Origin of the sequence: Aeromonas sp. 61P (assembly GCF_051919545.1) — a bacterium.
GTDB lineage: Bacteria > Pseudomonadota > Gammaproteobacteria > Enterobacterales > Aeromonadaceae > Aeromonas > Aeromonas veronii.
On record NZ_JBQBEL010000001.1, the window covers coordinates 3,793,197 to 3,814,721 of the forward strand.

General features: G+C 56.8%; 19 protein-coding genes, 1 tRNA gene and 4 pseudogenes. 15 read left to right on the top strand and 9 right to left on the bottom strand.

Annotated features, from left to right (window positions below; all coding sequences use genetic code 11):
- The first annotated feature begins 4 nt into the window (after positions 1–4).
- On the top strand, positions 5–607 hold the full coding sequence (locus ACTG2O_RS17760) for a DUF924 family protein (protein WP_342400780.1): 603 nt from the start codon (positions 5–7) through the stop codon (positions 605–607).
- A 68-nt stretch (positions 608–675) separates the two neighbouring features.
- On the opposite strand, the gene ACTG2O_RS17765 is transcribed toward ACTG2O_RS17760, so the two are convergent.
- The 5 genes from ACTG2O_RS17765 to ACTG2O_RS17785 all read right to left on the bottom strand — a co-directional run bounded on the left by ACTG2O_RS17765 (position 676) and on the right by ACTG2O_RS17785 (position 6,044).
- Positions 676–2,295, bottom strand: a complete 1,620-nt coding sequence (locus tag ACTG2O_RS17765) for a methyl-accepting chemotaxis protein (RefSeq protein WP_236323147.1) — start codon at positions 2,293–2,295, stop codon at positions 676–678.
- 104 nt (positions 2,296–2,399) lie between these two features.
- A complete protein-coding gene (locus ACTG2O_RS17770) occupies positions 2,400–3,659 on the bottom strand; it encodes a dicarboxylate/amino acid:cation symporter (RefSeq protein WP_005334018.1) in 1,260 nt (419 codons plus the stop codon).
- Positions 3,660–3,863: 204 nt separating this feature from the next.
- Entirely contained in the window at positions 3,864–4,295 is a 432-nt protein-coding gene (locus ACTG2O_RS17775; RefSeq protein WP_019445485.1) for a CC0125/CC1285 family lipoprotein, read from the bottom strand.
- 216 nt (positions 4,296–4,511) lie between these two features.
- Positions 4,512–4,588: transfer RNA gene (locus ACTG2O_RS17780), tRNA-Pro, on the bottom strand.
- Positions 4,589–4,700: 112 nt separating this feature from the next.
- Entirely contained in the window at positions 4,701–6,044 is a 1,344-nt protein-coding gene (locus ACTG2O_RS17785) for a dihydroorotase (protein ID WP_019445484.1), read from the bottom strand.
- 80 nt (positions 6,045–6,124) lie between these two features.
- Between ACTG2O_RS17785 and ACTG2O_RS17790 the strand changes: the two genes are divergently transcribed.
- Positions 6,125–7,000, top strand: coding sequence for a 6-pyruvoyl trahydropterin synthase family protein (locus ACTG2O_RS17790; protein ID WP_319889986.1), 876 nt, complete (start codon positions 6,125–6,127; stop codon positions 6,998–7,000).
- A 72-nt stretch (positions 7,001–7,072) separates the two neighbouring features.
- Here ACTG2O_RS17790 and ACTG2O_RS17795 read toward each other — a convergent pair whose 3' ends face one another.
- Positions 7,073–9,085, bottom strand: coding sequence for a methyl-accepting chemotaxis protein (locus tag ACTG2O_RS17795; RefSeq protein ID WP_041201843.1), 2,013 nt, complete (start codon positions 9,083–9,085; stop codon positions 7,073–7,075).
- 252 nt (positions 9,086–9,337) lie between these two features.
- Here ACTG2O_RS17795 and hinT (ACTG2O_RS17800) point away from each other — a divergent pair, with 252 nt between their 5' ends.
- The 5 genes and pseudogenes from hinT (ACTG2O_RS17800) to ACTG2O_RS17820 all read left to right on the top strand — a co-directional run bounded on the left by hinT (ACTG2O_RS17800) (position 9,338) and on the right by ACTG2O_RS17820 (position 12,399).
- Positions 9,338–9,688 (top strand): purine nucleoside phosphoramidase, encoded by a 351-nt coding sequence (gene hinT, locus ACTG2O_RS17800; RefSeq protein WP_005334033.1) that lies wholly within the window; start codon positions 9,338–9,340, stop codon positions 9,686–9,688.
- Positions 9,688–9,954: pseudogene (locus ACTG2O_RS17805) on the top strand (COG3014 family protein); the annotation flags it as partial. The gene hinT (ACTG2O_RS17800) and the pseudogene ACTG2O_RS17805, both read left to right, overlap by 1 nt.
- 226 nt (positions 9,955–10,180) lie before the next feature.
- Entirely contained in the window at positions 10,181–11,110 is a 930-nt protein-coding gene (locus ACTG2O_RS17810) for an FkbM family methyltransferase (RefSeq protein ID WP_439976410.1), read from the top strand.
- 3 nt (positions 11,111–11,113) lie between these two features.
- A complete protein-coding gene (locus ACTG2O_RS17815; protein WP_156808793.1) occupies positions 11,114–12,181 on the top strand; it encodes a hypothetical protein in 1,068 nt (355 codons plus the stop codon).
- Between the two features lie 20 nt (positions 12,182–12,201).
- A complete protein-coding gene (locus ACTG2O_RS17820) occupies positions 12,202–12,399 on the top strand; it encodes a hypothetical protein (protein ID WP_409013776.1) in 198 nt (65 codons plus the stop codon).
- A 66-nt stretch (positions 12,400–12,465) separates the two neighbouring features.
- On the opposite strand, the pseudogene ACTG2O_RS17825 reads toward ACTG2O_RS17820, so the two are convergent.
- From ACTG2O_RS17825 to ACTG2O_RS17835, 3 genes and pseudogenes are all read right to left on the bottom strand, one after another.
- Positions 12,466–13,295, bottom strand: a pseudogene (locus ACTG2O_RS17825) (IS5 family transposase).
- Positions 13,296–13,403: 108 nt separating this feature from the next.
- Positions 13,404–14,003 (bottom strand): annotated as a pseudogene (locus tag ACTG2O_RS17830) (IS3 family transposase); the annotation flags it as partial.
- Positions 13,955–14,221 carry a hypothetical protein gene (locus ACTG2O_RS17835; protein ID WP_439976411.1) on the bottom strand — a complete coding sequence of 89 codons (267 nt, stop codon included), beginning with the start codon at positions 14,219–14,221 and terminating at the stop codon, positions 13,955–13,957. The gene ACTG2O_RS17835 and the pseudogene ACTG2O_RS17830, both read right to left, overlap by 49 nt.
- 252 nt (positions 14,222–14,473) lie before the next feature.
- Between ACTG2O_RS17835 and hinT (ACTG2O_RS17840) the strand changes: the two genes are divergently transcribed.
- From hinT (ACTG2O_RS17840) to secD, 8 genes and pseudogenes are all read left to right on the top strand, one after another.
- Positions 14,474–14,824, top strand: coding sequence for a purine nucleoside phosphoramidase (hinT, locus tag ACTG2O_RS17840; RefSeq protein ID WP_005334033.1), 351 nt, complete (start codon positions 14,474–14,476; stop codon positions 14,822–14,824).
- Positions 14,824–16,259: pseudogene (locus ACTG2O_RS17845) on the top strand (COG3014 family protein). The gene hinT (ACTG2O_RS17840) and the pseudogene ACTG2O_RS17845 overlap by 1 nt, the downstream one beginning before the upstream one ends.
- A gap of 83 nt (positions 16,260–16,342) precedes the next feature.
- Positions 16,343–16,741: a YcfL family protein gene (locus tag ACTG2O_RS17850; protein WP_005334038.1), complete on the top strand. Its 399-nt coding sequence runs from the start codon at positions 16,343–16,345 to the stop codon at positions 16,739–16,741.
- A complete protein-coding gene (lpoB, locus tag ACTG2O_RS17855) occupies positions 16,741–17,337 on the top strand; it encodes a penicillin-binding protein activator LpoB (RefSeq protein WP_005334041.1) in 597 nt (198 codons plus the stop codon). Before ACTG2O_RS17850 ends, lpoB begins: the two co-directional genes overlap by 1 nt.
- Positions 17,327–18,172, top strand: coding sequence for a phosphotransferase (locus ACTG2O_RS17860; protein ID WP_439976412.1), 846 nt, complete (start codon positions 17,327–17,329; stop codon positions 18,170–18,172). The genes lpoB and ACTG2O_RS17860 overlap by 11 nt, the downstream gene beginning before the upstream one ends.
- A 3-nt stretch (positions 18,173–18,175) precedes the next feature.
- Complete coding sequence (locus tag ACTG2O_RS17865; protein WP_439976413.1) at positions 18,176–19,033, top strand: DUF6279 family lipoprotein; 858 nt, start codon at positions 18,176–18,178, stop codon at positions 19,031–19,033.
- Positions 19,034–19,129: 96 nt separating this feature from the next.
- Entirely contained in the window at positions 19,130–19,564 is a 435-nt protein-coding gene (locus ACTG2O_RS17870) for a hypothetical protein (RefSeq protein WP_081042810.1), read from the top strand.
- A 158-nt stretch (positions 19,565–19,722) separates the two neighbouring features.
- Positions 19,723–21,525 carry a protein translocase subunit SecD gene (gene secD, locus ACTG2O_RS17875; protein ID WP_439976414.1) on the top strand — a complete coding sequence of 601 codons (1,803 nt, stop codon included), beginning with the start codon at positions 19,723–19,725 and terminating at the stop codon, positions 21,523–21,525.

A 21,525-nucleotide genomic window follows, 5' to 3' on the forward strand; every position in this document is an offset into this window, starting at 1 on the left:
TCCCATGCAACCCTGGCAACCTCTGCTCGATTTCTGGTTTGGCGACGAAGCCGATGATGTCCTGCGGGCCACACAGCAAGCCCCGCTCTGGTGGGGAAAAAGCAGCGAAACGGATGCCCTGCTGGCCAAGCAATTTGGCGCGCAAGCAGAGGCGGCCGCCAACGGGGAGCTGGCCGACTGGGCCGATCTGCACCACGGCAGGCTGGCGCTGATCCTGCTGCTCGACCAGTTGCCGCGCAATATCCATCGCGGCACGCCTGCGGCCTTTGCCCAGGATCCGCTGGCAAGGGATCTCTGCCTGAAAGGGCTATCCATCGGGGCGGACAAATCCCTCTCGCCACTGGAGCGGGTCTTCTTCTATCTGCCGCTGGAGCATGCCGAATCCCGCGAACAACAAGCCAGAAGTGTGGCCCTGTTCGAGGCACTGGCTGCCGAGCAGGCTGGCACACCGGCACAAGCGACCTTCGCAGGATTTGCCGACTTTGCCCGCCGCCATCAGGTGATCATCGAACGCTTTGGCCGCTTCCCCCACCGCAACGACATTCTGGGTCGCACCAGCACACCGGAAGAGGCGGCATTTTTGCAGCAACCGGGCTCAGGCTTCTAAGCAAGCCATATAAAAAAATCCCCGCCAGCTGGCTGGCGGGGATAGCGGATGGATAACAACCGTCAGCATTACTGAATGCGGTAACGGGATATCTGCTGGTGGATGCTCTCTGTGGTGACATTGAGCTCCTCGGCCGCAGCCGAGGTTTCCTCCGCTGTGCTGCTGGTTTGCTGCACGACCTGAGCAATCTGCTCCACCTGATGGGCAATCGACTCGGCGGCCGAGCTTTGCTCGCGGATGGCATTGGTGATCTCGCCCACCTGCTCCATCACCCGGTGCGACGCACTGCGGATCTCGGCAATAATGGCACCACTCTCTGTCGCCATGGTGACCCCCTGGCTCACCTTCTCCTCCACCAGATGCATGCGGGAGACCGTATTGTTCGACTCCTGCTGGATCGCCTCTACAGTGGCGGAGATCTCCTGGGTGGATTGGGCTGTGCGCTCAGCCAGTTTGCGCACCTCATCCGCCACCACCGCAAAGCCACGGCCGGACTCCCCGGCCCTCGCCGCTTCAATGGCCGCGTTCAAGGCCAGCAAGTTGGTCTGCCCCGCCACATCACGGATCACGTTGACCACACCGCCAATGCGCGAAATGCCCTCACCCAGCGCAATGACCTCGGCCGAGGCCTGCCGAATGGAGTCGGCTATCTCGTTGATGGCATGGACGGTGCGCTCGATGGTCCGGCCCCCCTCGGTCGCCAGTTGCCCCGATTCGTTGGTGATGCGGCTCGTCTCCTGAGTACGCTGGGAGATATCTGTGATACTGACCGTCATCTCTTCCACACCGGCGGCAATCAGACTGGTAGCATCATTGGCCTGACTGGCCGAGCTGGCCAGGTGCTGCGCTGCCTGAGAGAGAGATTCGGCAGTGCTCTTGATCTGCAAGCTGCCAACGGAAAATTCGGTAAATGTCTGTTGCAGCGTATCGAGCAGCCGGTTGACCGCATTGAGGGTCAGGCCAATCTCATCCTGCTGTTTCACATCTGCTCTGAGGGTAAAGTTGAGGTCACGCTGGATCCGGGTCAGGATATCCATGGCAGTGCGAAGGGGATTGGCTACCTGATTGAACAACCAGACAAACAACCCCAACGTCAGCACTGTGGTACCACCGGCGATAAACAACAGGGTTTGCAGGCTGTTGTCGTAGTTCTCCTGACCCTGCTTCTTGAGCGCCAGTCCCAAATCCATATTGAAGTTGACGTGAAGCTCGATTGCCTTGGCAAACTGCTGGAACAATCCGTATGCCTCTCCCGACAGCATGTCTCTGGCTTCATCGTTCTTGTTTTGGCGGGAGAGCTGCAGAACCTTGTCTATCTCCTGATAATATTGCGCGACAATACGTTGATCATCGTCGGTCAGGCGCCGATCTTCATCATTGGAGAGCATCTCAGCTTTGTATTTGTCGAGCAGTGAAGTGATCTGTCCCTGTATCTCGGTGATACCCGTTTCGATCTGCTGCATCCTGCTTGAGTCGGTATTGAGCACATGTGTCTGCACCAGCGAGTGCAATTCATAGAAATCAGCCTGCACTTCCTTAATCAGCGAAATACTGGGCACCGTATTGTCCGTCACATAGCCTAAATCCCGGTTGGCCGAATCGAGGCGGTTGATACTGAACCAGCTGAGAAAAATGAGCGCAAGGATAACCAGCAGGGCTATCAGTTGCAGTCGGCGAGCAATATTCATAACCGTACACTCCAGATGGAAACTATCTAGCAGTGTAGACGAGCCATAAACAACAACGGCCCGCATTGGCGGGCCGTTGTTGTTTATTTTTCATGGCTTTGTGATCAGGCTTTGGCTGGCTCACTCTCGCCCAGCGCGACGGTTTCACCCAGACTGTCTTCGGTCTTGGCGACCACGCTGGCGGCGATGGCGTTGCCCAGCACGTTGGTGGCTGAGCGGCCCATGTCGAGGAAGTGGTCGATCCCCAGCAGCAGCAGGATGCCCGCTTCCGGAATATGGAACTGGTTCAGGGTAGCGGCAATCACCACCAGAGAGGCGCGCGGTACCCCGGCCATCCCCTTGGAGGTGACCATCAGCAACAGCAGCATGGTGATCTGCTGGGCCATGGAGAGCTCGATGCCATACGCCTGGGCGATGAACATCACCGCGAAGGTGCAGTACATCATGGAGCCGTCGAGGTTGAAGGAGTAACCCATCGGCAGCACGAAACTGGCGATGCGTTTGTCACAACCGAACTTCTCCAGACGATCCAGGGTCTTCGGATAGGCCGCTTCGGAGCTGGCGGTCGAGAAGGCGAGCAGGATGGGCTCGCGGATCATCGCCAGCAGCTTGATGACGCGACCACGCAGGAAGACGCTGCCCATGGCGATCAGCAGTAGCCAGAGACAGGCCAGCGCGATATAGAACTGGGCCATAAAGCTGCCGTAGGTGACCAGAATACCCAGCCCCTCTTTGGCCACCATGGCGGCAATGGCGCCAAACACCGCGAACGGCGCAAAGTTCATCACATAACCGGTCACTTTCAGCATGATCTCGGCAGCGCTGGCCATCAGCACCACCACCGGCTTGGCCAGATCGCCGAGCGCGGCGGCAGCCAGACCGAAGAAGAGGGAGAAAACCACGATCTGCAGGATCTCGTTAGTGGCCATCGCCTCGACCACGCTCTTGGGGATGGCGTGGGTCACAAAATCTTTCAGGGTAATGGCACCGGCAGCAATGCCCGAGCTGGCGGTGTCATTGGGCAGGGAGAGCGAGAGACCCACTCCCGGCTGCATCAGGGTGACCATCACCAGACCCAGGCTCAGGGACATCAGGGAGGCCAGCATGAACCAGCCGAGGGTCTTGGCACCGATACGACCCACGGTGCGGGTGTCGCCCATCTTGGCGATACCGACCACCAGGGTAGTGAAGACCAGGGGAGCGATGATCATCTTGATCAGGCGCAGGAAGATATCGGTCAGGATCGTGATGTTATTGGCAAAATCCGCAGCCTGATCTGCGGCAAACATCCGATAGCCCTGGCCGGTGAGGATGCCAAACATCATGGAGATGAGGATGGCGACCGTCAGTTTATTCATTTTCATGGGGGAGTCCCGGTTTTGATTGGTGCAAGCCGTAAACAGTGGCGTGGGAGCCACTACAGTCCGTTTTTGTGATCCGAGCCGTTGATTCCTGGCGGCTGGTATGCTGGGAGAATGCCTAAAAGCAGGGGGTAAATCTAGAGGCTTTATCCAGAATTTTATCCTGCCATTAGGTGTATGTGATATGGATCTTGCAAACCACCAATATTAATCACTGTTTATTTTGATTTCGGCGAGATATTTCGCATTCAGAGTTCGCTCATCGAGTGCCCGTGGCAACAGGCGAAAAGTGAGCAGCGCTGAGATGGTATGCTGCACCTGCATCTGGGCCATAAAGAGATCAGGTTCATCTTCGTCAAAGCCGAAGATCGGCCGTGATGGGGTCACCCTGACGGCATCGCGGTTAATGGTCAGCTCATCGACCTTGAGCCAGGAGTAACCCTCTGCCAGTGCCAGCTCCCCTGCCCGCTTGAGCACATATTTGCGGGCGGTCTCCCTGTCCACCAGATCGTTGCCGACAAACTCCAGTTGCCACTTGTCCGGGCCAAGCCGGGTCTGGGAAAAACCGGTCTGGCCGTTCCAGAATGACTTTTCACTCTCGTAAGGGGTGGCGCAGCCCAGCAGCAGCAGGGTGAGCATCAGCAGACAACAGGGTTTAGATACGGATGCAGACACGAGAGGCCTCGCCAGGCAAATGAGCAACAGAGTCGTTACTACACCATAAAGCGCGGTGGCTGCACAATCCGCTCGCGCCAACAGCGACCAGCGTGCATCACCACTGGCTTCGCGCCTGTGCGGCAAATCGCAGGCAAAAGAAAAGGCCTTGTCGTTTGACAAGGCCTTTACCGGGGAATTTGGTCGGTGTGAGAGGATTCGAACCTCCGACCCTCTACACCCCATGCAGATGCGCTACCTGGCTGCGCTACACACCGACGGAGTCAGCTCGGCTGACGGGGGCAGAGTTTATGGAGATGACCCTGCCCTGTCAACAGGGAAACGCCGCCAATTCCTCGGCCACGGTGCGTTCGCCTGCTTTGCGAACAATCAACGGTTAAAGGTCAGCCGCTTGCCCAGGATCTGGTCAGTCACCTGCCCGTTTTGCCAGGCGATCTGGCCGTTCACCAGCGTCATCTCCACCGTGCTGTGGAAGCGGTAGCCGTTGAAGGGCGACCAGCCACAGTGGTAGAGGATGTTGTCATCGTTGACCACATAGGGCTTGCCCAGATCCAGCAGCACCAGATCGGCGAAATACCCCTCGCGGATATAACCGCGATCCTGCACCTGGAAGCGCTCGGCCACCGCATGGGAGGTCTTCTTGACGATGGTCTCCAGGGTAAACACGCCGTTGTGGTAGAGCTCCAGCAACGCCTGCAAAGAGTGCTGCACCAGCGGCACACCGGACGGCGCCTTGAAGTAGCTGTTCTGCTTCTCTTCCCAAGTGTGGGGGGCGTGGTCGGTGGCGATGATGTCGAGCACATCGTTGCGTACCGCATCCAGCAGCGCCTGCTGGTCGGAGGCACTCTTCACAGCAGGGTTGCACTTGATCAGGCTGCCCTGGGTCTCGTAATCGGCTTCATTGAAGAACAGATGGTGAACGCACACCTCGGCGGTGATGTTCTTGTCCTTCAGCTCGCTCAGGTCATGGCTGGCGGTAAAGAGCGACAGCTCCTTGGCCGAGGTCAGATGCAGCACGTGCAGCTTGGCACCGTACTGCTTGGCCAACGCCACCGCCATGCTGGAGGATTTGTAGCACGCTTCGTCGCTGCGAATGCGGCCGTGCTCGCCCATCGGCACATTCTCGCCCCACTTGGCCCGTGCCGCCTCTTCCGCCTTGGCGATGGTCGGGGTGTCTTCGCAGTGGGTCACGATCATCACCGGGCTCTCGCGGAAGATGGCCGCCAGGGTCTCCTGATTGTCCACCAGCATGTTGCCGGTCGAGGAGCCCATAAACACCTTGACCCCGCAGGACTGCTTGGGGTCGAGACGTTTGATCTCTGCAAGGTTGTCGTTGGTGGCACCGAGATAGAAGCTGTAGTTGGCGACGGAGGTGTTGGCGGCGATCTGGTATTTGGCTTCGAGGGCGTCGAGGGTGGTGGTCTGGGGATTGACGTTGGGCATTTCCATGAAACTGGTGGTGCCACCGGCGACGGCGGCGCGGGATTCGCTGGCGATAGTCCCCTTGTGGGTCAATCCCGGCTCCCGGAAGTGGACCTGATCATCGATCATTCCGGGGATGAGATGACGACCTGCGGCATCGATCACCAGCGCATCGGGCGCCTCGATATCCGGGGCGATGCGGGCAATCCGTTCCCCCTCGATCAACACATCGGAGGCATAGATACGGCCTTCGTTGACCAAGGTGGCATTCTTGATAAGCAGTTTGTTCATGGGGGGTTCCAGTTCCTTTGCCGATAATCGCGGGTCATAATAGCGCAAAACTGCCCTTTCTCTGTAGCAAGGCCTGACTGATGAAGTTATTTGTAAGAGATTTGACCGTGATCGACTCCAGCTACCTGTGCGAACGCCGCGGCATGGTGGGCGAGAGCTGGCTGGTAGATATCGAAATGAGCGGTGAGCTCAACGAAATGAGCATGCTGCTGGACTTTGGCCGGGTAAAGAAGCTGATCAAGTCGATCATCGATGAAGAGGTGGACCACAAGCTGCTGGTGCCGACCGAGTGCCCGCTGATCCACGTCGAGACACTGGATGGTGACGAAAGCACAGTGGATCTGCTGCGCCCGGGTCGCTCCATCCATCTGCGCTGTCCATCCCAGGGCTTTGCCTTTATCCCGGCCCCACAAGTTGATAAAGAGTCGGTGACCCGCTACCTGCTGGCGGTACTAGCCAAACGGCTGCCGGGCAATATCAAGGATCTCTCCCTGACCCTGCGTCAGGAGGCGATCACCGGTGCCTTCTACCACTACAGCCATGGCCTGAAAAAGCACGATGGCAACTGCCAGCGCATCGCCCACGGCCACCGCTCTCCCATCGAGATCCACGTCGATGGCGAGCGCGACCAAGAGCTTGAGCTCAACTGGGCCGAACGCTGGGGTGATATCTACCTCGGCACCGAAGAGGACATGGTGGCACTGACCGAGCTCGCTTTGAGCCCTCGCGCCAATGCCCAGCTTGGCGAGCATCACTGCGGCTTCAAATATGTGGCGCCGCAAGGGCTGTTCCAGCTGGCCATCCCCAGCGCCGAGGTGGAGATGATCGACACCGACACCACGGTTGAGCTGCTGGCCTGCTATATCGCCCGCGAAGTGAAGAAGATGGTGGGCGACAAGTTCGTCAAGATTGTCGCCTATGAAGGGGTCGGCAAGGGCGCGATTGCCTACGCCTGATCCCCTTGTCGCAGCCGCAATAAAGAGAAGGCCCCGCATCTGCGGGGCCTTCTCTATTTCAACATGCAACCATCAGGCGCTGAGGCGGAAGCGCTTGACCAGGCTCTCCTGCTGCTCGGCGAGGGAGTCCAGCTGCTGGCTGGTCTCGGCTACCCGCTCGATCCCCTGATAGTTGAGATCCGAGATATCGGAGATGCGGTTGAGGTTGGTGGCGATATCGGCGCTGGTGGCCTGTTGCTGCTCGGCGGCAGAGGCGATCTGGCTCGACATGTCGCTGATCAGCACCACAATCCCCTGCACCTCCTCCATGGCGTTGTTGGCGTGAGAGCTCTGATCCACGCAACTGTCCATCTCGCGGGAGCACTCCTGCATCACGGTCACCGCCTTGGCGACTCCCTGCTGCAGGTTTTCGATCATGGTCTGGATCTCGCTGGTGGATTGGGCGGTGCGGCCCGCCAGACTGCGTACCTCATCCGCAACCACCGCAAATCCGCGCCCCTGCTCGCCGGCCCGCGCCGCTTCGATGGCGGCGTTGAGGGCCAGCAGGTTGGTCTGCTCGGCGATGCCGCGAATGACATCGAGGATATTGCCGATCTGGCTGCTCATGGCGCTCACATCGCCAATCACCTTGCCGGTCTGTTGCAGTTTGCCCGCCAGTTGATGAGTGGTGGTGATATTGCCTGCCATCACCTTTCGCCCCATCTCGGAGGCCTTCTCCACATCCTGCACCCGCTCCAGGGTCTGGTTGGCGGCCTGCGCCACTTCCCGCACCGAGGCCTCCATCTGGGTCATGGCGGCGGCGACCGAGGCGGTCTCCTGCCGCTGTTTCTCCAGATCCGCCCGCACCGATTCGGTGGTATGGCGGTTACCGTGGGCGGCATCGTTAAGCTGGGCCGACGCCTGCGAAAGCTGCGCCAGCACCTCCCCCATCTGGGCAATCAGCAGGTTGATCTGGCTGCCCAGCTGGCCGAATTCGTTCTTGCTGCGAAAACCGATGCGCTGGGTCATGTCGCCCTGGGTCACTTCGGTCAGCACCCGCAGCAACTCTCTGAGCGGACGGCGAATGGCCTTGCCCAGGGTATAAGCCACCAGCATGGCGATCAGGATGGCGACTACGATGCTGGTTCCCTGTGTCAGGGTGCTCTGGCTCTGTGTGGCTTTGGCGTGCTGAATGCTTTGACTCATCAGCTGCTGACTCTGGCCGGTGATCCGCTCAAGCTGGTTCTGGATCTCGACGATGAGAGCGCTAGCCTGCTTGCTCTTCTCCCGCATCTGTTCCTGCTGCTTCATCAGCGCCAGATACTGGGAGAGCACGCCTTCACTTGCGGTGGTGTCGCGCACAAATCCGTGAACATAGTGGCCCATGTCGTTCTCGAAGTTCTTCAGCTCCCCCTGCAGATCCTTGATGGTGCTGTTGAACCCCTCGATCTGCATCTTGTTGCGCTTGAGTGCCCCTTCGATTGGGGCCGGAATGGTCTGATTGAGGGCGTCCATGGTGGAGAGTTCGATGGCGGAAAGCTTGGTGGTCAGGGTCTCGGAGAGCATCTTGATAAAGCTGTCGTCGATGGTGACCATCATGTCACCCAGACTCTTCTTGAACTGGGGCAGACTGACCTGAAACTGCCCCTTGGCCAGATTGACCTTGTGCAGTCGGGTGAGCAGCGCCTCATGTTCGCCGGGCAGGGTATCGGTCAGTTGCAGGTAGCTGTCGACCTGCTGGCTGAGGCTGCTCATCTCCCCTTGCAGTTCGGGGTGGTGGGCCACCTGCTGGCGCAAGACGTCGAGGCTCTTGCCCACCGCGGCCTTGGCCTGTTTCAGTTCGGCCACTTCGGCCGGCAGCTGTTTGGGATCCTGCTCGGTGAGCACATCCCCCAGCCACTTGTTGGCGCTGAGCAGGGTGATCTGGGTCTGACTGCTGGCAATCACCAGCGGCATAGACTGCTGGGTAACCTGCTCCAGCGCGTTCCCCAGAGTCTCCTGACTACGAAATGTGAGCAGTGAACTGGCCACCATCACGGCCACCAGGATCGCGAAGCCAAGGTAGACTCGCTGCAAGATGGAGAGATCCGACATTGTTTGTTTCATTATTGTCCCGCTGTATATGCAAAAGTCCCTTGCCTGAGTACCCCGTCCTTTTGATACCCTGCAGACCACCCTGAACAGGCGCTGCAGATGACGTCCCTCTGGCTATCGGTATTTTTAACAATAACTGAAGGGAATGGGACATCAGCTGTGTCAAATGTCGGCTTGTGTCACACTTGGCGTGCTGCTCGCCCCCCTTTCGGGAGCCGCTTGGGGTTCTAGTTCAATTTTCTGTTTCATATAAGGGAGTTAGCCATGGCGCAAGAAACCATTTTCAGCAAAATCATCCGTAAAGAGATCCCCGCCGACATCCTTTATCAAGACGATCTGGTCACCGCATTCCGGGATATCCAGCCCAAGGCCAAGACCCATATTCTGATCATCCCCAATGTACTGATCCCCACCGTCAATGACGTGGAAGCCGAACATGAACTGGCCCTTGGCCGGATGTTCACCGTGGCCCGCAAACTGGCCGCCGAGGCTGGCATCGCCGAAGATGGCTACCGCCTCATCATGAACTGCAACCGCCACGGCGGGCAGGAGGTCTACCACATCCACATGCATCTGGTCGGTGGCCAGCCGCTGGGACCGCTGCTCAGCCTGTAATGAATCGCAACGCCTCAACCTGCCGCAGCGCCCTGTTGCTCTGCGGCGCCCTGCTGTTGCTGGGAGGCTGCGCCTCCCGCTGGCAGGATATGTTCGTCTCCTACTCCGATCAGATGGTGCCCCTGCGCAACCAGCTGCTGCTGGGCCATGCCGCCGATAGCTGCCTTCAGTGGGTGGACAATCAGGCCGAATACCGGCTAAGACACGGTCTGGATCAGGTGAGCAGTCAGCTCACCAACGATCAGTCGATGGCCTATCTCCCCCCCACGATTACTAATGACAAAAATGAGGTCTGTCACCATCCGGTTGACCAAGTCACCGTGGCTAAGAATTCTTGAAGGATTAAGAAAACATACTTAAAATGTATCTCACTGGGCCATATTGACGATCTGCATAACTAGGAATTTACAAGCAAAATTCAATAGATATCTTGCCAATAAGTATTTATAAACAAGTTGGCAGTCCACCAAAAAATTAATAATCGAGAAAATTATGGAAACAGTACATTCAATTGCCGAGCTGATTGAGCAACAGAAAGATGTAGTTACATCATTAGAATATTCTGGAAAAACACTCAAATTTCTGACGAATTCGCCTTATCCACTAAAACGGGTTTGTACTTTAGAAGTTGCAGAACCAGAAACTATTGCTTGGTTAAATGCTATACCCTCAGATGAAGTATTATGGGATGTAGGAGCAAACATGGGTATATTCAGCTTATACGCTGCCATTATAAGAGGCATTCAGGTCTGTAGCTTTGAACCCGAGGCATCTAATTATTCCTTACTAACACGAAATATCCAATTAAATAATCTAGCCAACAAAGTAACAGCTCTGTGTTGTGGACTTAGCAATGAAAATAGCATTCGTACTTTATTCAAGTATTGTGACTTTGAATCCTCCGGAATCAATTCAGTAGGAGAAGAAGTTGACGCACATTTAAGACCAAAAAAATCACTTTCAAAACAAACCGTTATAACGTTTACTGGAGATGAGCTCGCGAACTCAAAAGGTTTTAGCTCTCCTCAGCATATTAAAATTGATGTGGATGGCATCGAGCACTTAATTATTTCCGGCTTGCACAACACACTCGAAAATAATTGTAAATCTCTATTAGTGGAGCTAAACTTGACACTGTCAGAGCATAGAGAAGTAGTCGCTATTCTCCATGGACATGGATTTAAAACGCATTTACAACTAACTGAAGATACGAGAATAAAAAATGGGTACTGGAAAGATATGGTCAATATGATTTTCAGTAGAGATGATTCAATGCTAAAGGATATAGCACATAATTATTACAAATTTACAAAACAATCAACAGATTATCATGCTTATCAGCTCGCATTATCTGAAAATCGTAGTGAGCAATTCTATCAAACATCTCACCCGATACTACTCGAATGCATGAGGCGGAAATAAAACATGAAAAATCCAACAGCAATCCTTTGCGAGCAGTTTAGTAAATCCCTCTTACCAATGGGAGAAACTAAGTTACTTAATATGTTGGTTATCTGCGCTGCAGAGTATGCAACCCGCTCACCAAAGCGAAACCGAGAAAATCCGTTTATCGCAGCACCAAACTTGATAAAAAGTTTGCTTGATAGCAACTGCCAGATATTCGAAAAACTTTATTACTGCTTAGGAAAGCATGAGTATTTGTCTAATATTTTTCAAAATACAGAGCAATGGTATAACGCCCCCCATATCTTGCCAGAACTCAACCAATACTTCCTGTACCCTACATCAAAAAATTCTGATGTTGAAGTTGTAAATCACAACCTTAAAATAACCCAACAACACATATTAGAGTATGAAAAAGCACTAGCTGATAATGACGTATACTGTGAAAAACATCCTAACGCAGTTTATCTTACAGACAGAGAAAAAGGCAGAATATGGGTCAAATCCTTTGAGAACGAAGGGCGACGTCGGGCTTATTGGCTTAATTCAAAATCAGCCCCAGAGGTATTCTATCAATTAATGAATAGTACTTATTTAAAAAGTATAGCAGAACGGCAAGCTAATGCACCTGCTTTTTGTGAATCTTTACTATGTGAAGAACTATCCACGCCATTACTGTTCCATCATGGTAGGAATTGGCATATTGATAAATTGGCTGATCAGATAAAAATAATGATTCCCTTAGACACTATTAGCGAAGGCAACGGACCTTTACGCTGGCTTGAAGGTACAACACCAGATGCTCTTATTGGAAAACAACAACCTCGATCTCATCTACACCATAGTTTTATTTACTCTGGCATGAAAACCACCATAGCAAATTTTCTTCCAACTAGTCTGACCACTACTTTAGCAAAAAAAGAATGTACTGCTTTAGCACAGCAAGACCAACTTATCTTGCTGAACACTCGCTGCATTCATAGCGGTAGTTTAACAGAAACGGGGAAAGTCAGAAAAACACTCACGCTAACATACAATATTAATAGCCTGAGAAATAATGCATTAAATAGTCTGCCGTGTTTTTACTAATTTAAGCACAAGTTTTCCATGTGCTGTTACAGAAAACTTTTCCCCAACGAAATTTCAGCATCAAGGATGAGCAACTTGTTGAAACTTGCCGTGAAATTGAAGCAGACTTTATAGACGGAGATATAGGCGATTACATATACAAAGAGCGATGTGCTGATCAATTAGCTGCTCCGGATAGTAGATCACCGGAGGTAGGGAACTCAGTCCAGTTTGTGTGATCTCGGCGTTGTTTCCCAAATCAACCATCAAGCTGCACCTGCCCCAGCCCCAGCCCCAAGTGACCGCTACACTCGGGGTTTTCTGACAGGTAGGCCAAGGATATTCAGCTTGTTTATGGCGCTTACATACGCCATGACTTCTCCCACTTGGCCGTTGTAGTTACGCAGACTAATTTTCCCCGCCAGCAACTGCTTGAACCGATACATCGCCGTCTCTGCCAGCGAGCGACGGTGGTATCCCGATATCTTCTTCCAGTGCGCCAGCCCTTCCTTTCGCATTACCAGCACCGCTTCATTTCTTGGGTGCCCCTTTTCCCATAACCCCGCATTCTTGCGAGGAGGGATACAGGCTGTCGCCCCTTTGCGCGAGATAAGCTGATGGCTGGCTTTGCTGTCGTAGGCGCCATCCGCATAAACACGTCCCAGCTTGCGTCGCAGTGGATTGAGTAAGGTGGGCAGCACCTCGGCATCATGGACATTTTCCAGCGAGACTTCCGCTGCCACGATATCGTGGGTTGCCGAGCCCACCGCCAGATGCAGTTTGCGCCAGACTCGCCGTTTCTCGGCACCGTGTTTTCTGACCTTCCACTCGCCTTCACCAAATACCTTCAGCCCGATTGAGTCGATGACGAGGTCGGTGATACGCCTCTTGGCGGGTTGTCGATAGGACACTTTCACCGTGCGATGGCCCACAGAGTGAGGTTAAAAATCCTCTTGAGCATCAGGAAGGTACAAATAGTCTGGTCGGTGTAGAGCTGGCTGCAGCCCCGCCGACCATGATGATCGTGGTGAAACCAGTTGTTCATGGCCTCGGTATCAACACAGAAGGGGAATATTGCACAGGTGAGGGAACCACGGTTAATCAAAGACTTGTTGTATTGAGGCCAGTTGGTGATGGGTTAAGCGACGTGTCCATGATGCAGACCTGAAGGGGATGGTGGTGATCAGGTCACCAAACCCTCAGTTAGTTCCATTCAAGCTGTATCGATTTGGGCAACAACGCCAATATCTACCGCCCAATGCACCATTTCCCGCGCAGGCGTCAAATCCTGCGGGCTTTGCAACAATAACTCTCCTTTCAAAATCCCGTTCACCCGCTCTGCCAACACATTCTGGTAACAGTCATACCCATCCGTCACCAGGCTCAGGTACAGCGGCCCGCTCCTGGCTGGCAGATAGGTGATGTCAGCGACCCAAACCTGCTCAGGGGCCACCGGCGTGACCGGCTCTGACCCCACCTTGAGCAAGTTGGGATGACGGTAGAAACGTTGAAAACTGTGGGGGGTCTTGTGATACGCCCGCTTAGCCTGCATAAGCAGGTGGTGCTCGGCCAATATCTGAAACAGCCTGTCCCGCCCGACCTTGAGCCCGCCATCATCCTGACCCTGCAGCAGATAATGCAGCTTGCGAGTGTCCACCCGAGGTTGTCGCAGTCGAACCTGACGCACGAAGCGCACCACCTGCAATCCCTGTGCATGGCGCTCGTCGGCGACCCGATTGCGCTTGTAGTAAGCCTGCCGGCTTATCCCCAGAAACAGGCAAGCCCTGACAGTGGTCAGCCTTTCGACTTGCCGCTGCGAGAGGACTTGCCGAGTCGCTTTTTTACGATGGAGATGTTTGTTATCCGCTTTGAAGCAGTATGTCCACTCCCTTTTGTGGGCAACTGTCCAAAGGTGAATACCATCTCCATACTCTGGTTAAGAATTGGCGCAGGGTGACCGCAACCCCGCAGCCCTGCGTTGTAGCTACTTGTATTGACTGAGAAAAAAGAGCTTGAAACAATTAAGCCAAGCAGATGCAGACTGGACATCAACTGTTTCATGATAATTCCGCCCTATATGCAAAAGTCCCTTGCCTGAGTACCCCGTCCTTTTGATACCCTGCAGACCACCCTGAACAGGCGCTGCAGATGACGTCCCTCTGGCTATCGGTATTTTTAACAATAACTGAAGGGAATGGGACATCAGCTGTGTCAAATGTCGGCTTGTGTCACACTTGGCGTGCTGCTCGCCCCCCTTTCGGGAGCCGCTTGGGGTTCTAGTTCAATTTTCTGTTTCATATAAGGGAGTTAGCCATGGCGCAAGAAACCATTTTCAGCAAAATCATCCGTAAAGAGATCCCCGCCGACATCCTTTATCAAGACGATCTGGTCACCGCATTCCGGGATATCCAGCCCAAGGCCAAGACCCATATTCTGATCATCCCCAATGTGCTGATCCCCACCGTCAATGACGTGGAAGCCGAACATGAACTGGCCCTTGGCCGGATGTTCACCGTGGCCCGCAAACTGGCCGCCGAGGCTGGCATCGCCGAAGATGGCTACCGCCTCATCATGAACTGCAACCGCCACGGCGGGCAGGAGGTCTACCACATCCACATGCATCTGGTCGGTGGCCAGCCGCTGGGACCGCTGCTCAGCCTGTAATGAATCGCAACGCCTCAACCTGCCGCAGCGCCCTGTTGCTCTGCGGCGCCCTGCTGTTGCTGGAAGGCTGTGCCTCCCGCTGGCAGGATATGTTCGTCTCCTACTCCGATCAGATGGTGCCCCTGCGCAACCAGCTGCTGCTGGGCCATGCCGCCGAGGCGCTGCCCGAAGTGCGCGACTCCACCCTGGGGGATGACACCTTTGTGCTGGATCGGCTCGAACAGGGGCGCATTGCCTGGCTCGCCGGTCAGGATGCGGGCAGCAAGCAGGCGTTCACCGCCGCCGACAGCCGCCTTCAGTGGGAAGACAATCAGGCCGAATACCGGCTGAGCCACGGTCTGGATCAGGTGGGCAGTCTGCTCACCAACGATCAGTCGATGGCCTATCGTACTCCCGATTACGAACGCACCATGCTGCATCACTATCTGGCCCTCAACTATCTGCAACGGGGTGATGCCGATGGCGCCCTGGTGGAGGTACGCCGGGCCAATCAGGTGCAGGAGCAGGCCCTGAAACGGCGAGCCGATGAGGTGCGCAAGGCGAAGGATGAGAGCGAAGAGGCCGAGGCAGAAGGCGAGATGCGCCAGCTGATGTCGCGCGGCGCACCGGATCTCGACCGGTTGATCGGCAAGGTCAAAAACGGTTTCCAGAACGCCTATACCTTCTATTTTTCCGCCGTGCTCTATGAGGCGGCCGGGGATCTCAACGATGCCTGGGTCGATTACCAACGCGGCTACCAGATAGCGCCGGACAACCGCAGCCTGCAAGATGCCTTGCTGCGTCTGGCGCGGCTGCGTGGCTCACCGAACGAGATCCGCGAGACCGAGAAAAAGATAGGCCGCAAAGCACCGCCGCTTGCAAAAGATCAAGGCCAACTGGTGGTGCTGTTTGAAGATGGTTTGATCCCGGCACGGCGCGAACTGTTCCTGCCACTCCCCATCTCCACCTCCCGCGGCGATTTTCGCACCTTTACCGTCGCTATCCCCTATTACGATAATCGGGCCAGCGACACCGGCCCGCTGACGGTGGAAGTCGGCAAGCGGGCCTGGCAGACCAGCGAGCTGGTCAGGCTGGAAGCGCTGGCCGCCAAAGATCTGCAAGAGCGGCTGCCCGGTATGCTGACCCGCCAGGCGCTGCGACTGGTGGCCAAGGAGCAGATGCGCCGCACCGCCGCCAAAGAGGGGGGCGATGTGGGCAATATTCTGGTGGGGATCTTCAACACCCTCTCGGAGCGGGCCGATACCCGCAGCTGGCTGACGCTGCCAGCACAGGCATCGAGCTGGCAGGGATGGTGCCGGCAGGTGACATCAATCTCACCCTGGGCGCAGGGGCGGCGCAGCGGCAATTGCCGCTCACCATCCACAAGGGACGCACCACCCTGGTCTGGGTACAGCGCCTCGGCGCCGGTCTGACCACCCGGGTGATGCTGCTCTGAGCAGACGGCGAAGAGAGATGAGCAAGACAATTAACCGGGCAGGCACACACGCAGCCCCACTCACCCCGATTAAGGAGAGCAAGATGAAAGCATACGGGTTGGCCCTCGGGCTCGCGCTGCTGCTGACCGGCTGCGCCACCAACACCTCCGGCGTGGCGCTCTATGGCCCGGCGGGCGGTGCTCCCACGTTGGAGCAGCATCAAAACGTCAACGTCACCCTGACCGAGCTGAGCCGCCGCCAGCAAAATGGCCTGCTGCAGGTCAATGTGGCCGCCGCCAGCACCCAGCGCGGCGATAACAAGCTGCAATATATCTTCTATTGGTATGATGAGGCCGGTCAGGAGGTCGCCAGCGATGGCCGCGGCTGGACCCCCATCAAGCTGCATGGCTATCAGACCCGCACCCTCTCGGCCCTGGCGCCCAGCCCGGCGGCGCAGGGTTACCGGATTTACGTACGCGAAGTGATTGAGGAATCCTACTGATGAAAATGAATCATGCCCTGCTGATATTGACCTCTGCATTGCTCTTGGGCGGCTGCTCCAGCACCACGGTCAGCTATGGCGATCCCACTGAAACCGAAACCGTCACCGTCGATTACGGCTCAAGCGACCTGCAGGCCATCGCCGACAAGATGGCGGACTCCATGCTCGCCTCCCCTGCCACCAGCGAGATCACCGCAGGCGGTCGTCCAGTGATGTTTATGGACTCCATCCGCAACAAGACCTCCGAGCACATCGATACCGAAGCCATCACCGACACCATCCGCACCAAGTTGCTGCGGGCTGGCAAGTTCCGCTTCGTCGACATGAGCAAGGTGGCCGCCGTCAAGCAGCAGCTCGAATACCAACAGAGCAGCGGCATGGTGGATCCTGCCTCCATGGTACGCCTGGGTAAGCAGACCGGTGCCCGCTACATGGTCTATGGCAACCTCGCCAGCATCGTCAAGGACAATGGCAAAGTGAAGGATGTCTACTACCAGATGACCATGAACCTGATGGATCTGCAAAACGGCGAACTGCTGTGGGCTGACCAGAAAGAGATCCGCAAGCAGGCGAAGAAGTCCACCTTTGGCTGGTAACCGGCTCCCACTGACGGGCAACTGTGATCCGCTGCTGGCCAGCCTGCCAGCCCCCTGGCGGGAGGGGCAGCTGGAACCACTCGGGTTAGGCCTGACCAACTGCAACTATCGACTGCGCCTCCCCTCGGGGCGCAGTTACTTTTTGCGTCAGGGCCACTCCGACCCACTGCGCTTGGGCATCGACCGTCCCACCGAGTGGCAGCTTTATCAGGGGGCGATGGCAGAAGGGTTGGCGCTGCCCTGCCACTATGGCGATCCCGCCAGCGGCCTGATGTTGCTGGAGTGGTGCGATGAGCCAAACTGGGAGCACGCGGCGCCACCGGAAGCCGATCAGCCCCGTCTGCTGGCTGAGGTGCTGCGCAAGCTCCATCGCCTGCCGCTGCCTGCGGTGGTGATGGCGGTCCGAGCCCACGCCGCAGGCTATCGCGCCCGACTGGCCCGAATTCCCTCCTGGCTGCCCGCCCTGGAGCGGAGCTTGCTCGCCAGCAGTGAGCCAAATGATTGCTGGCGCCCTTGCCACCATGATCTCAATCCGGCTAACTTGTTGGGAAGCAAACCCTGGGTCATCGACTGGGAGTATGGCGCGGCAGGTCACCCCGGCTTTGAGCTCGCCAGCATCCAGCGCACCCATGAGTGGCCCGCCGAGCGGCGCGACGAGCTGGAAGTGCACTATCTGCAGGCCGTGCCGCGCCACCAGTGGCCCGATTTTCAGAGCGAGGCATTTTTACCCTGGGTCGACTATATCGGCCTGCTCTGGGCCCTGCTGATGACAGAGCAACAGCCCTCACTCGACTATGACACCCTGATCGCCATCAACCGGCAACGACTGGAGTAACAGATGATAAACAAGGTGCGCTGGCACAAGCCGAAAACCTGGGGTCTGCTGCTGATCGGCCTGCTGCTGACCGGCTGCTCCACCCGGGTGATCTACTACTGGCTCGATACCGCCATCATCTGGCAGCTGGATGACTACTTTGCCCTCTCCTATTCGCAGAAGGATCTGCTCAGCCGCGAAGTGAAGGGGCTGATGGCCTGGCACCGCCAGCACGAGCTGCCGCGCTACGCCAAGGATCTCGATGCACTGGCCAAGGCGGTGGCCAGCCCCATGACGCCGGAGCAGATCTCGACCAACCTAGATGCGGTGCAGCAGAGCCTGACCCGCACGCTGGAAAATACTATCCCCCGCGCGGTCAGGCTGGCGCGCACCCTGACCGACGAGCAGGTGGCCCGCTTTATGACCGATCGGGTCAAGCGGCAACAGGAGCGGCAACAGGACTTTGCCACTGAGCCCAAAGAGCAGATGCTGGCGGAGTTTCGCGACAAGATGAACAAGCGGCTCGAGTTCTGGATTGGTGAGGTGAAACCGGCACAGGCGCCACTGGTGGCCCAGTGGGCCGAATGGCAATACGAGCTGATGCCCCCCTGGCTCGAGTTTCAGGAGTCCTGGACCCAGGAGCTGGACAGGTTGATGAAGCAGCGCCAGAGTCCCGACTTTACCCGCGAGTTGACCAACCTGCTGGCCGAGGGGGATGGACTGATGGATGGCCGCTTTACCGGCTATACCGAGCAGTCACGCCAGCGTACCGTCAATTGGCTGAGCGCCATGAGCCAGTCGCTGGATATCTCCCAGCGAGCCCATCTCTACTCCCTGCTCAAGGGCTACGCCCGCGACTTCAAGCAGATGAGCGGCAGCTGACGAGCGGCACCGAATGGTGCCATGCGCCCGAGCAACCTTGTTCAAACAGGGCGCTTATGGTAGTTTGCCCTTTCTATTTATCGGGAATTAACTTTTTTGCGCCTTATCGACAAAGTAAAACTGGTGCTGGTAACTCTGGTTATCGCCCTCACCCTGCTTTGTTCCATCGCCCGAATGGAAGGCCCGCTGATACCCGCATCTCCCCAGAGTGAACAGCAGCAGACTCAGGTGTTCAATCAGCTTAGCGACAGCGATGATGGCATAATCAAGTTTGTCGGCAGCCATCAGAATCACCTGCTGCGTCTCGAACAATCCCTGCGCAGTGACAACCAGCCCAAGAGTGTGGTCTACGAGCTGATCCAGAGCTGGTCGGCCCAAGCCATCCTGCTGTTGCTGCTCGGCTGGCTGATGCTGGCACCCGAGCTCTATCACAAACAGAGTTTTCGCGATCGCTTCGGTGCGATCCATCGGCGCCATCTACAGCGCCAACATCTGCAATACCGCTTCACCCAGAGCTATCTGAGCGCCTGACCCCGGAGGGGCTGGCACATCCACTGTTTGCTCATCTCCTCTTCCTGACGGATCCGGCGGCTGCCTGATCCTCATCTGATGCATCCCATTTTTTGCGCCTTGCCGAGCCTTGTTGCTATCGGCCTAGGCACCATTCTCCTGACAGAGGCTTGTTTGCCATGAGAAAGAGCAATCGCACCGTTCTCAACCGCATGAGCAAGTGGCAGTACGCACTGCTGCTGTTGATGCTGTTGACCTTTACCTTTTACTCCCTGCCCACCTTTTTCGGTGAGCAGCCCTCCCTTGGTCTGCACGGACAGCAGCGCCTGACCACCCAGCAACAGATGCTGCTGAACGACAAACACCTGACCCCGATCAAGGTAATTGAGCAACCCGAGCGAGTCGAGCTGGTCTTTGCCAGCCAGGGCGAACAGCAGCGCGCCAAGCAGTTGCTGGAGCAGCAAGGGGTCGACAGTGCCGCCCTGACCCTGGAGTTTAACTCCAACGCGCCAGCCTGGATCACCCGCCTCGGCGCCGACCCCATCAGGCTGGGGCTCGATCTGCGTGGCGGCTCCCAACTGCTGATCGGGGTGGACGTAGACTTTGTCATCGACAATCAGACCAAGAATCTGGTGGATACCCTGCGCACCCGTTTCCGTGAAGCCAACCTGCGCGGCGCCAGCGTCGTGCGCACGGCACAGGGCGCCGTAGCCGTCACCCTGCCGGAGGTCGCCGAACAGGAGAGCTGGCTCTCTATCATCAAGGAGAGTGCCGGTACCCGTCAGGATCAGTGGAAGCTGACCCGCTCCGGCAATGATCTGAAACTGGTGCTGAGCGATGCTGAACGCACCCTGCTGGTCAACAACGCCGTGACCCAGAACCTGTCGATCCTGAAAAAACGGATCAACGAGCTCGGCATCGTCGAGGCCTCGGTGGTGCGTCAAGGTCAGGATGGCATCCGTATCGAACTGCCCGGAGTACACAACCCCAAGCAGGCGAAAGAGGTGATCGGGGCCACCGCCTCGCTAGCCTTCTACGAGGCCAAAGCCGATAGCCATTTCTATATCGCCGATCGCAACGGTCAGGCCGTCGGCATGGCACGCAAGCCGGTACTCACCGGCGAGCACATCGTCGATGCCCGCGCCAACATGGGCGAAATGGGTCAACCCCAGGTCAATATCGTGCTCGACACCCTGGGTGGCAGCAAGATGAACCAGTTCAGCCGCCAGCATGTGGGCAAGCCGATGGCGACCGTCTTCACCGAGTACAAGACCAACGCCCAGGGCAAACTGCGCGCCCAGAGCGAGGTGATCAACGTCGCCACCATCCAGACCGCCCTTGGCAACCAGTTCCGCATCACCGGCATTGGCAGTCTGCCGGAGGCGCAAGAGCTGGCCATGCTGCTGCGTGCCGGCGCCCTCACCGCCCCTCTCAAGATCCTGGAGGAACGCAGCATAGGCCCGACGCTGGGGATGCAGAATATCGAGGCGGGCTTCACCGCGCTGGCCTTCGGCATGGCGGGCATGATGCTGTTCATGATGGCCTGGTACCGCAAATTCGGCTGGGTTGCCATCACGGCGCTGGTCGCCAACCTGTTGATGCAGGTCGGCATGCTGGCAGTGCTGCCGGGCGCCGTGCTGACCCTGCCGGGGATCGCCGGTCTGGTGCTGACGGTGGGCATGGCTGTGGATACCCATGTGCTGATCTTCGAGCGGATCAGGGACCGGCTGCGAGAAGGGGGCTCACTGGCCAACGCCATCGACTTTGGCTATCGCTCGGCCTTCCACACCATTTTCGATGCCAACATCACTACGCTCATCTGCGCTGTGGTGCTCTACTCCATCGGCTCCGGGCCGCTGCAGGGCTTCTCCATCACCCTCATTCTGGGTCTGCTCTCCAGCATGATCACCGGGATCTGGGGGACGCGCGCCATCATCAACCCCCTCTGGGGACGCAGCAGCGAGCGCACGCTGAAGGTGTAA

What these genes read in the sequence shown, in the direction of transcription:
- ACTG2O_RS17785 (WP_019445484.1), bottom strand. Translation starts at nt 6,044, where the DNA reads ATGAACAAACTGCTTATCAAGAATGCCACCTTGGTCAACGAAGGCCGT.
- hinT (WP_005334033.1), top strand. Translation starts at nt 9,338, where the DNA reads ATGGCGCAAGAAACCATTTTCAGCAAAATCATCCGTAAAGAGATCCCC.
- ACTG2O_RS17770 (WP_005334018.1), bottom strand. Translation starts at nt 3,659, where the DNA reads ATGAAAATGAATAAACTGACGGTCGCCATCCTCATCTCCATGATGTTT.
- ACTG2O_RS17790 (WP_319889986.1), top strand. Translation starts at nt 6,125, where the DNA reads ATGAAGTTATTTGTAAGAGATTTGACCGTGATCGACTCCAGCTACCTG.
- ACTG2O_RS17765 (WP_236323147.1), bottom strand. Translation starts at nt 2,295, where the DNA reads ATGAATATTGCTCGCCGACTGCAACTGATAGCCCTGCTGGTTATCCTT.
- ACTG2O_RS17775 (WP_019445485.1), bottom strand. Translation starts at nt 4,295, where the DNA reads ATGCTCACCCTGCTGCTGCTGGGCTGCGCCACCCCTTACGAGAGTGAA.
- ACTG2O_RS17835 (WP_439976411.1), bottom strand. Translation starts at nt 14,221, where the DNA reads ATGAAACAGTTGATGTCCAGTCTGCATCTGCTTGGCTTAATTGTTTCA.
- lpoB (WP_005334041.1), top strand. Translation starts at nt 16,741, where the DNA reads ATGAAAATGAATCATGCCCTGCTGATATTGACCTCTGCATTGCTCTTG.
- ACTG2O_RS17815 (WP_156808793.1), top strand. Translation starts at nt 11,114, where the DNA reads ATGAAAAATCCAACAGCAATCCTTTGCGAGCAGTTTAGTAAATCCCTC.
- ACTG2O_RS17865 (WP_439976413.1), top strand. Translation starts at nt 18,176, where the DNA reads ATGATAAACAAGGTGCGCTGGCACAAGCCGAAAACCTGGGGTCTGCTG.
- ACTG2O_RS17850 (WP_005334038.1), top strand. Translation starts at nt 16,343, where the DNA reads ATGAAAGCATACGGGTTGGCCCTCGGGCTCGCGCTGCTGCTGACCGGC.
- hinT (WP_005334033.1), top strand. Translation starts at nt 14,474, where the DNA reads ATGGCGCAAGAAACCATTTTCAGCAAAATCATCCGTAAAGAGATCCCC.
- ACTG2O_RS17795 (WP_041201843.1), bottom strand. Translation starts at nt 9,085, where the DNA reads ATGAAACAAACAATGTCGGATCTCTCCATCTTGCAGCGAGTCTACCTT.
- secD (WP_439976414.1), top strand. Translation starts at nt 19,723, where the DNA reads ATGAGAAAGAGCAATCGCACCGTTCTCAACCGCATGAGCAAGTGGCAG.
- ACTG2O_RS17810 (WP_439976410.1), top strand. Translation starts at nt 10,181, where the DNA reads ATGGAAACAGTACATTCAATTGCCGAGCTGATTGAGCAACAGAAAGAT.
- ACTG2O_RS17760 (WP_342400780.1), top strand. Translation starts at nt 5, where the DNA reads ATGCAACCCTGGCAACCTCTGCTCGATTTCTGGTTTGGCGACGAAGCC.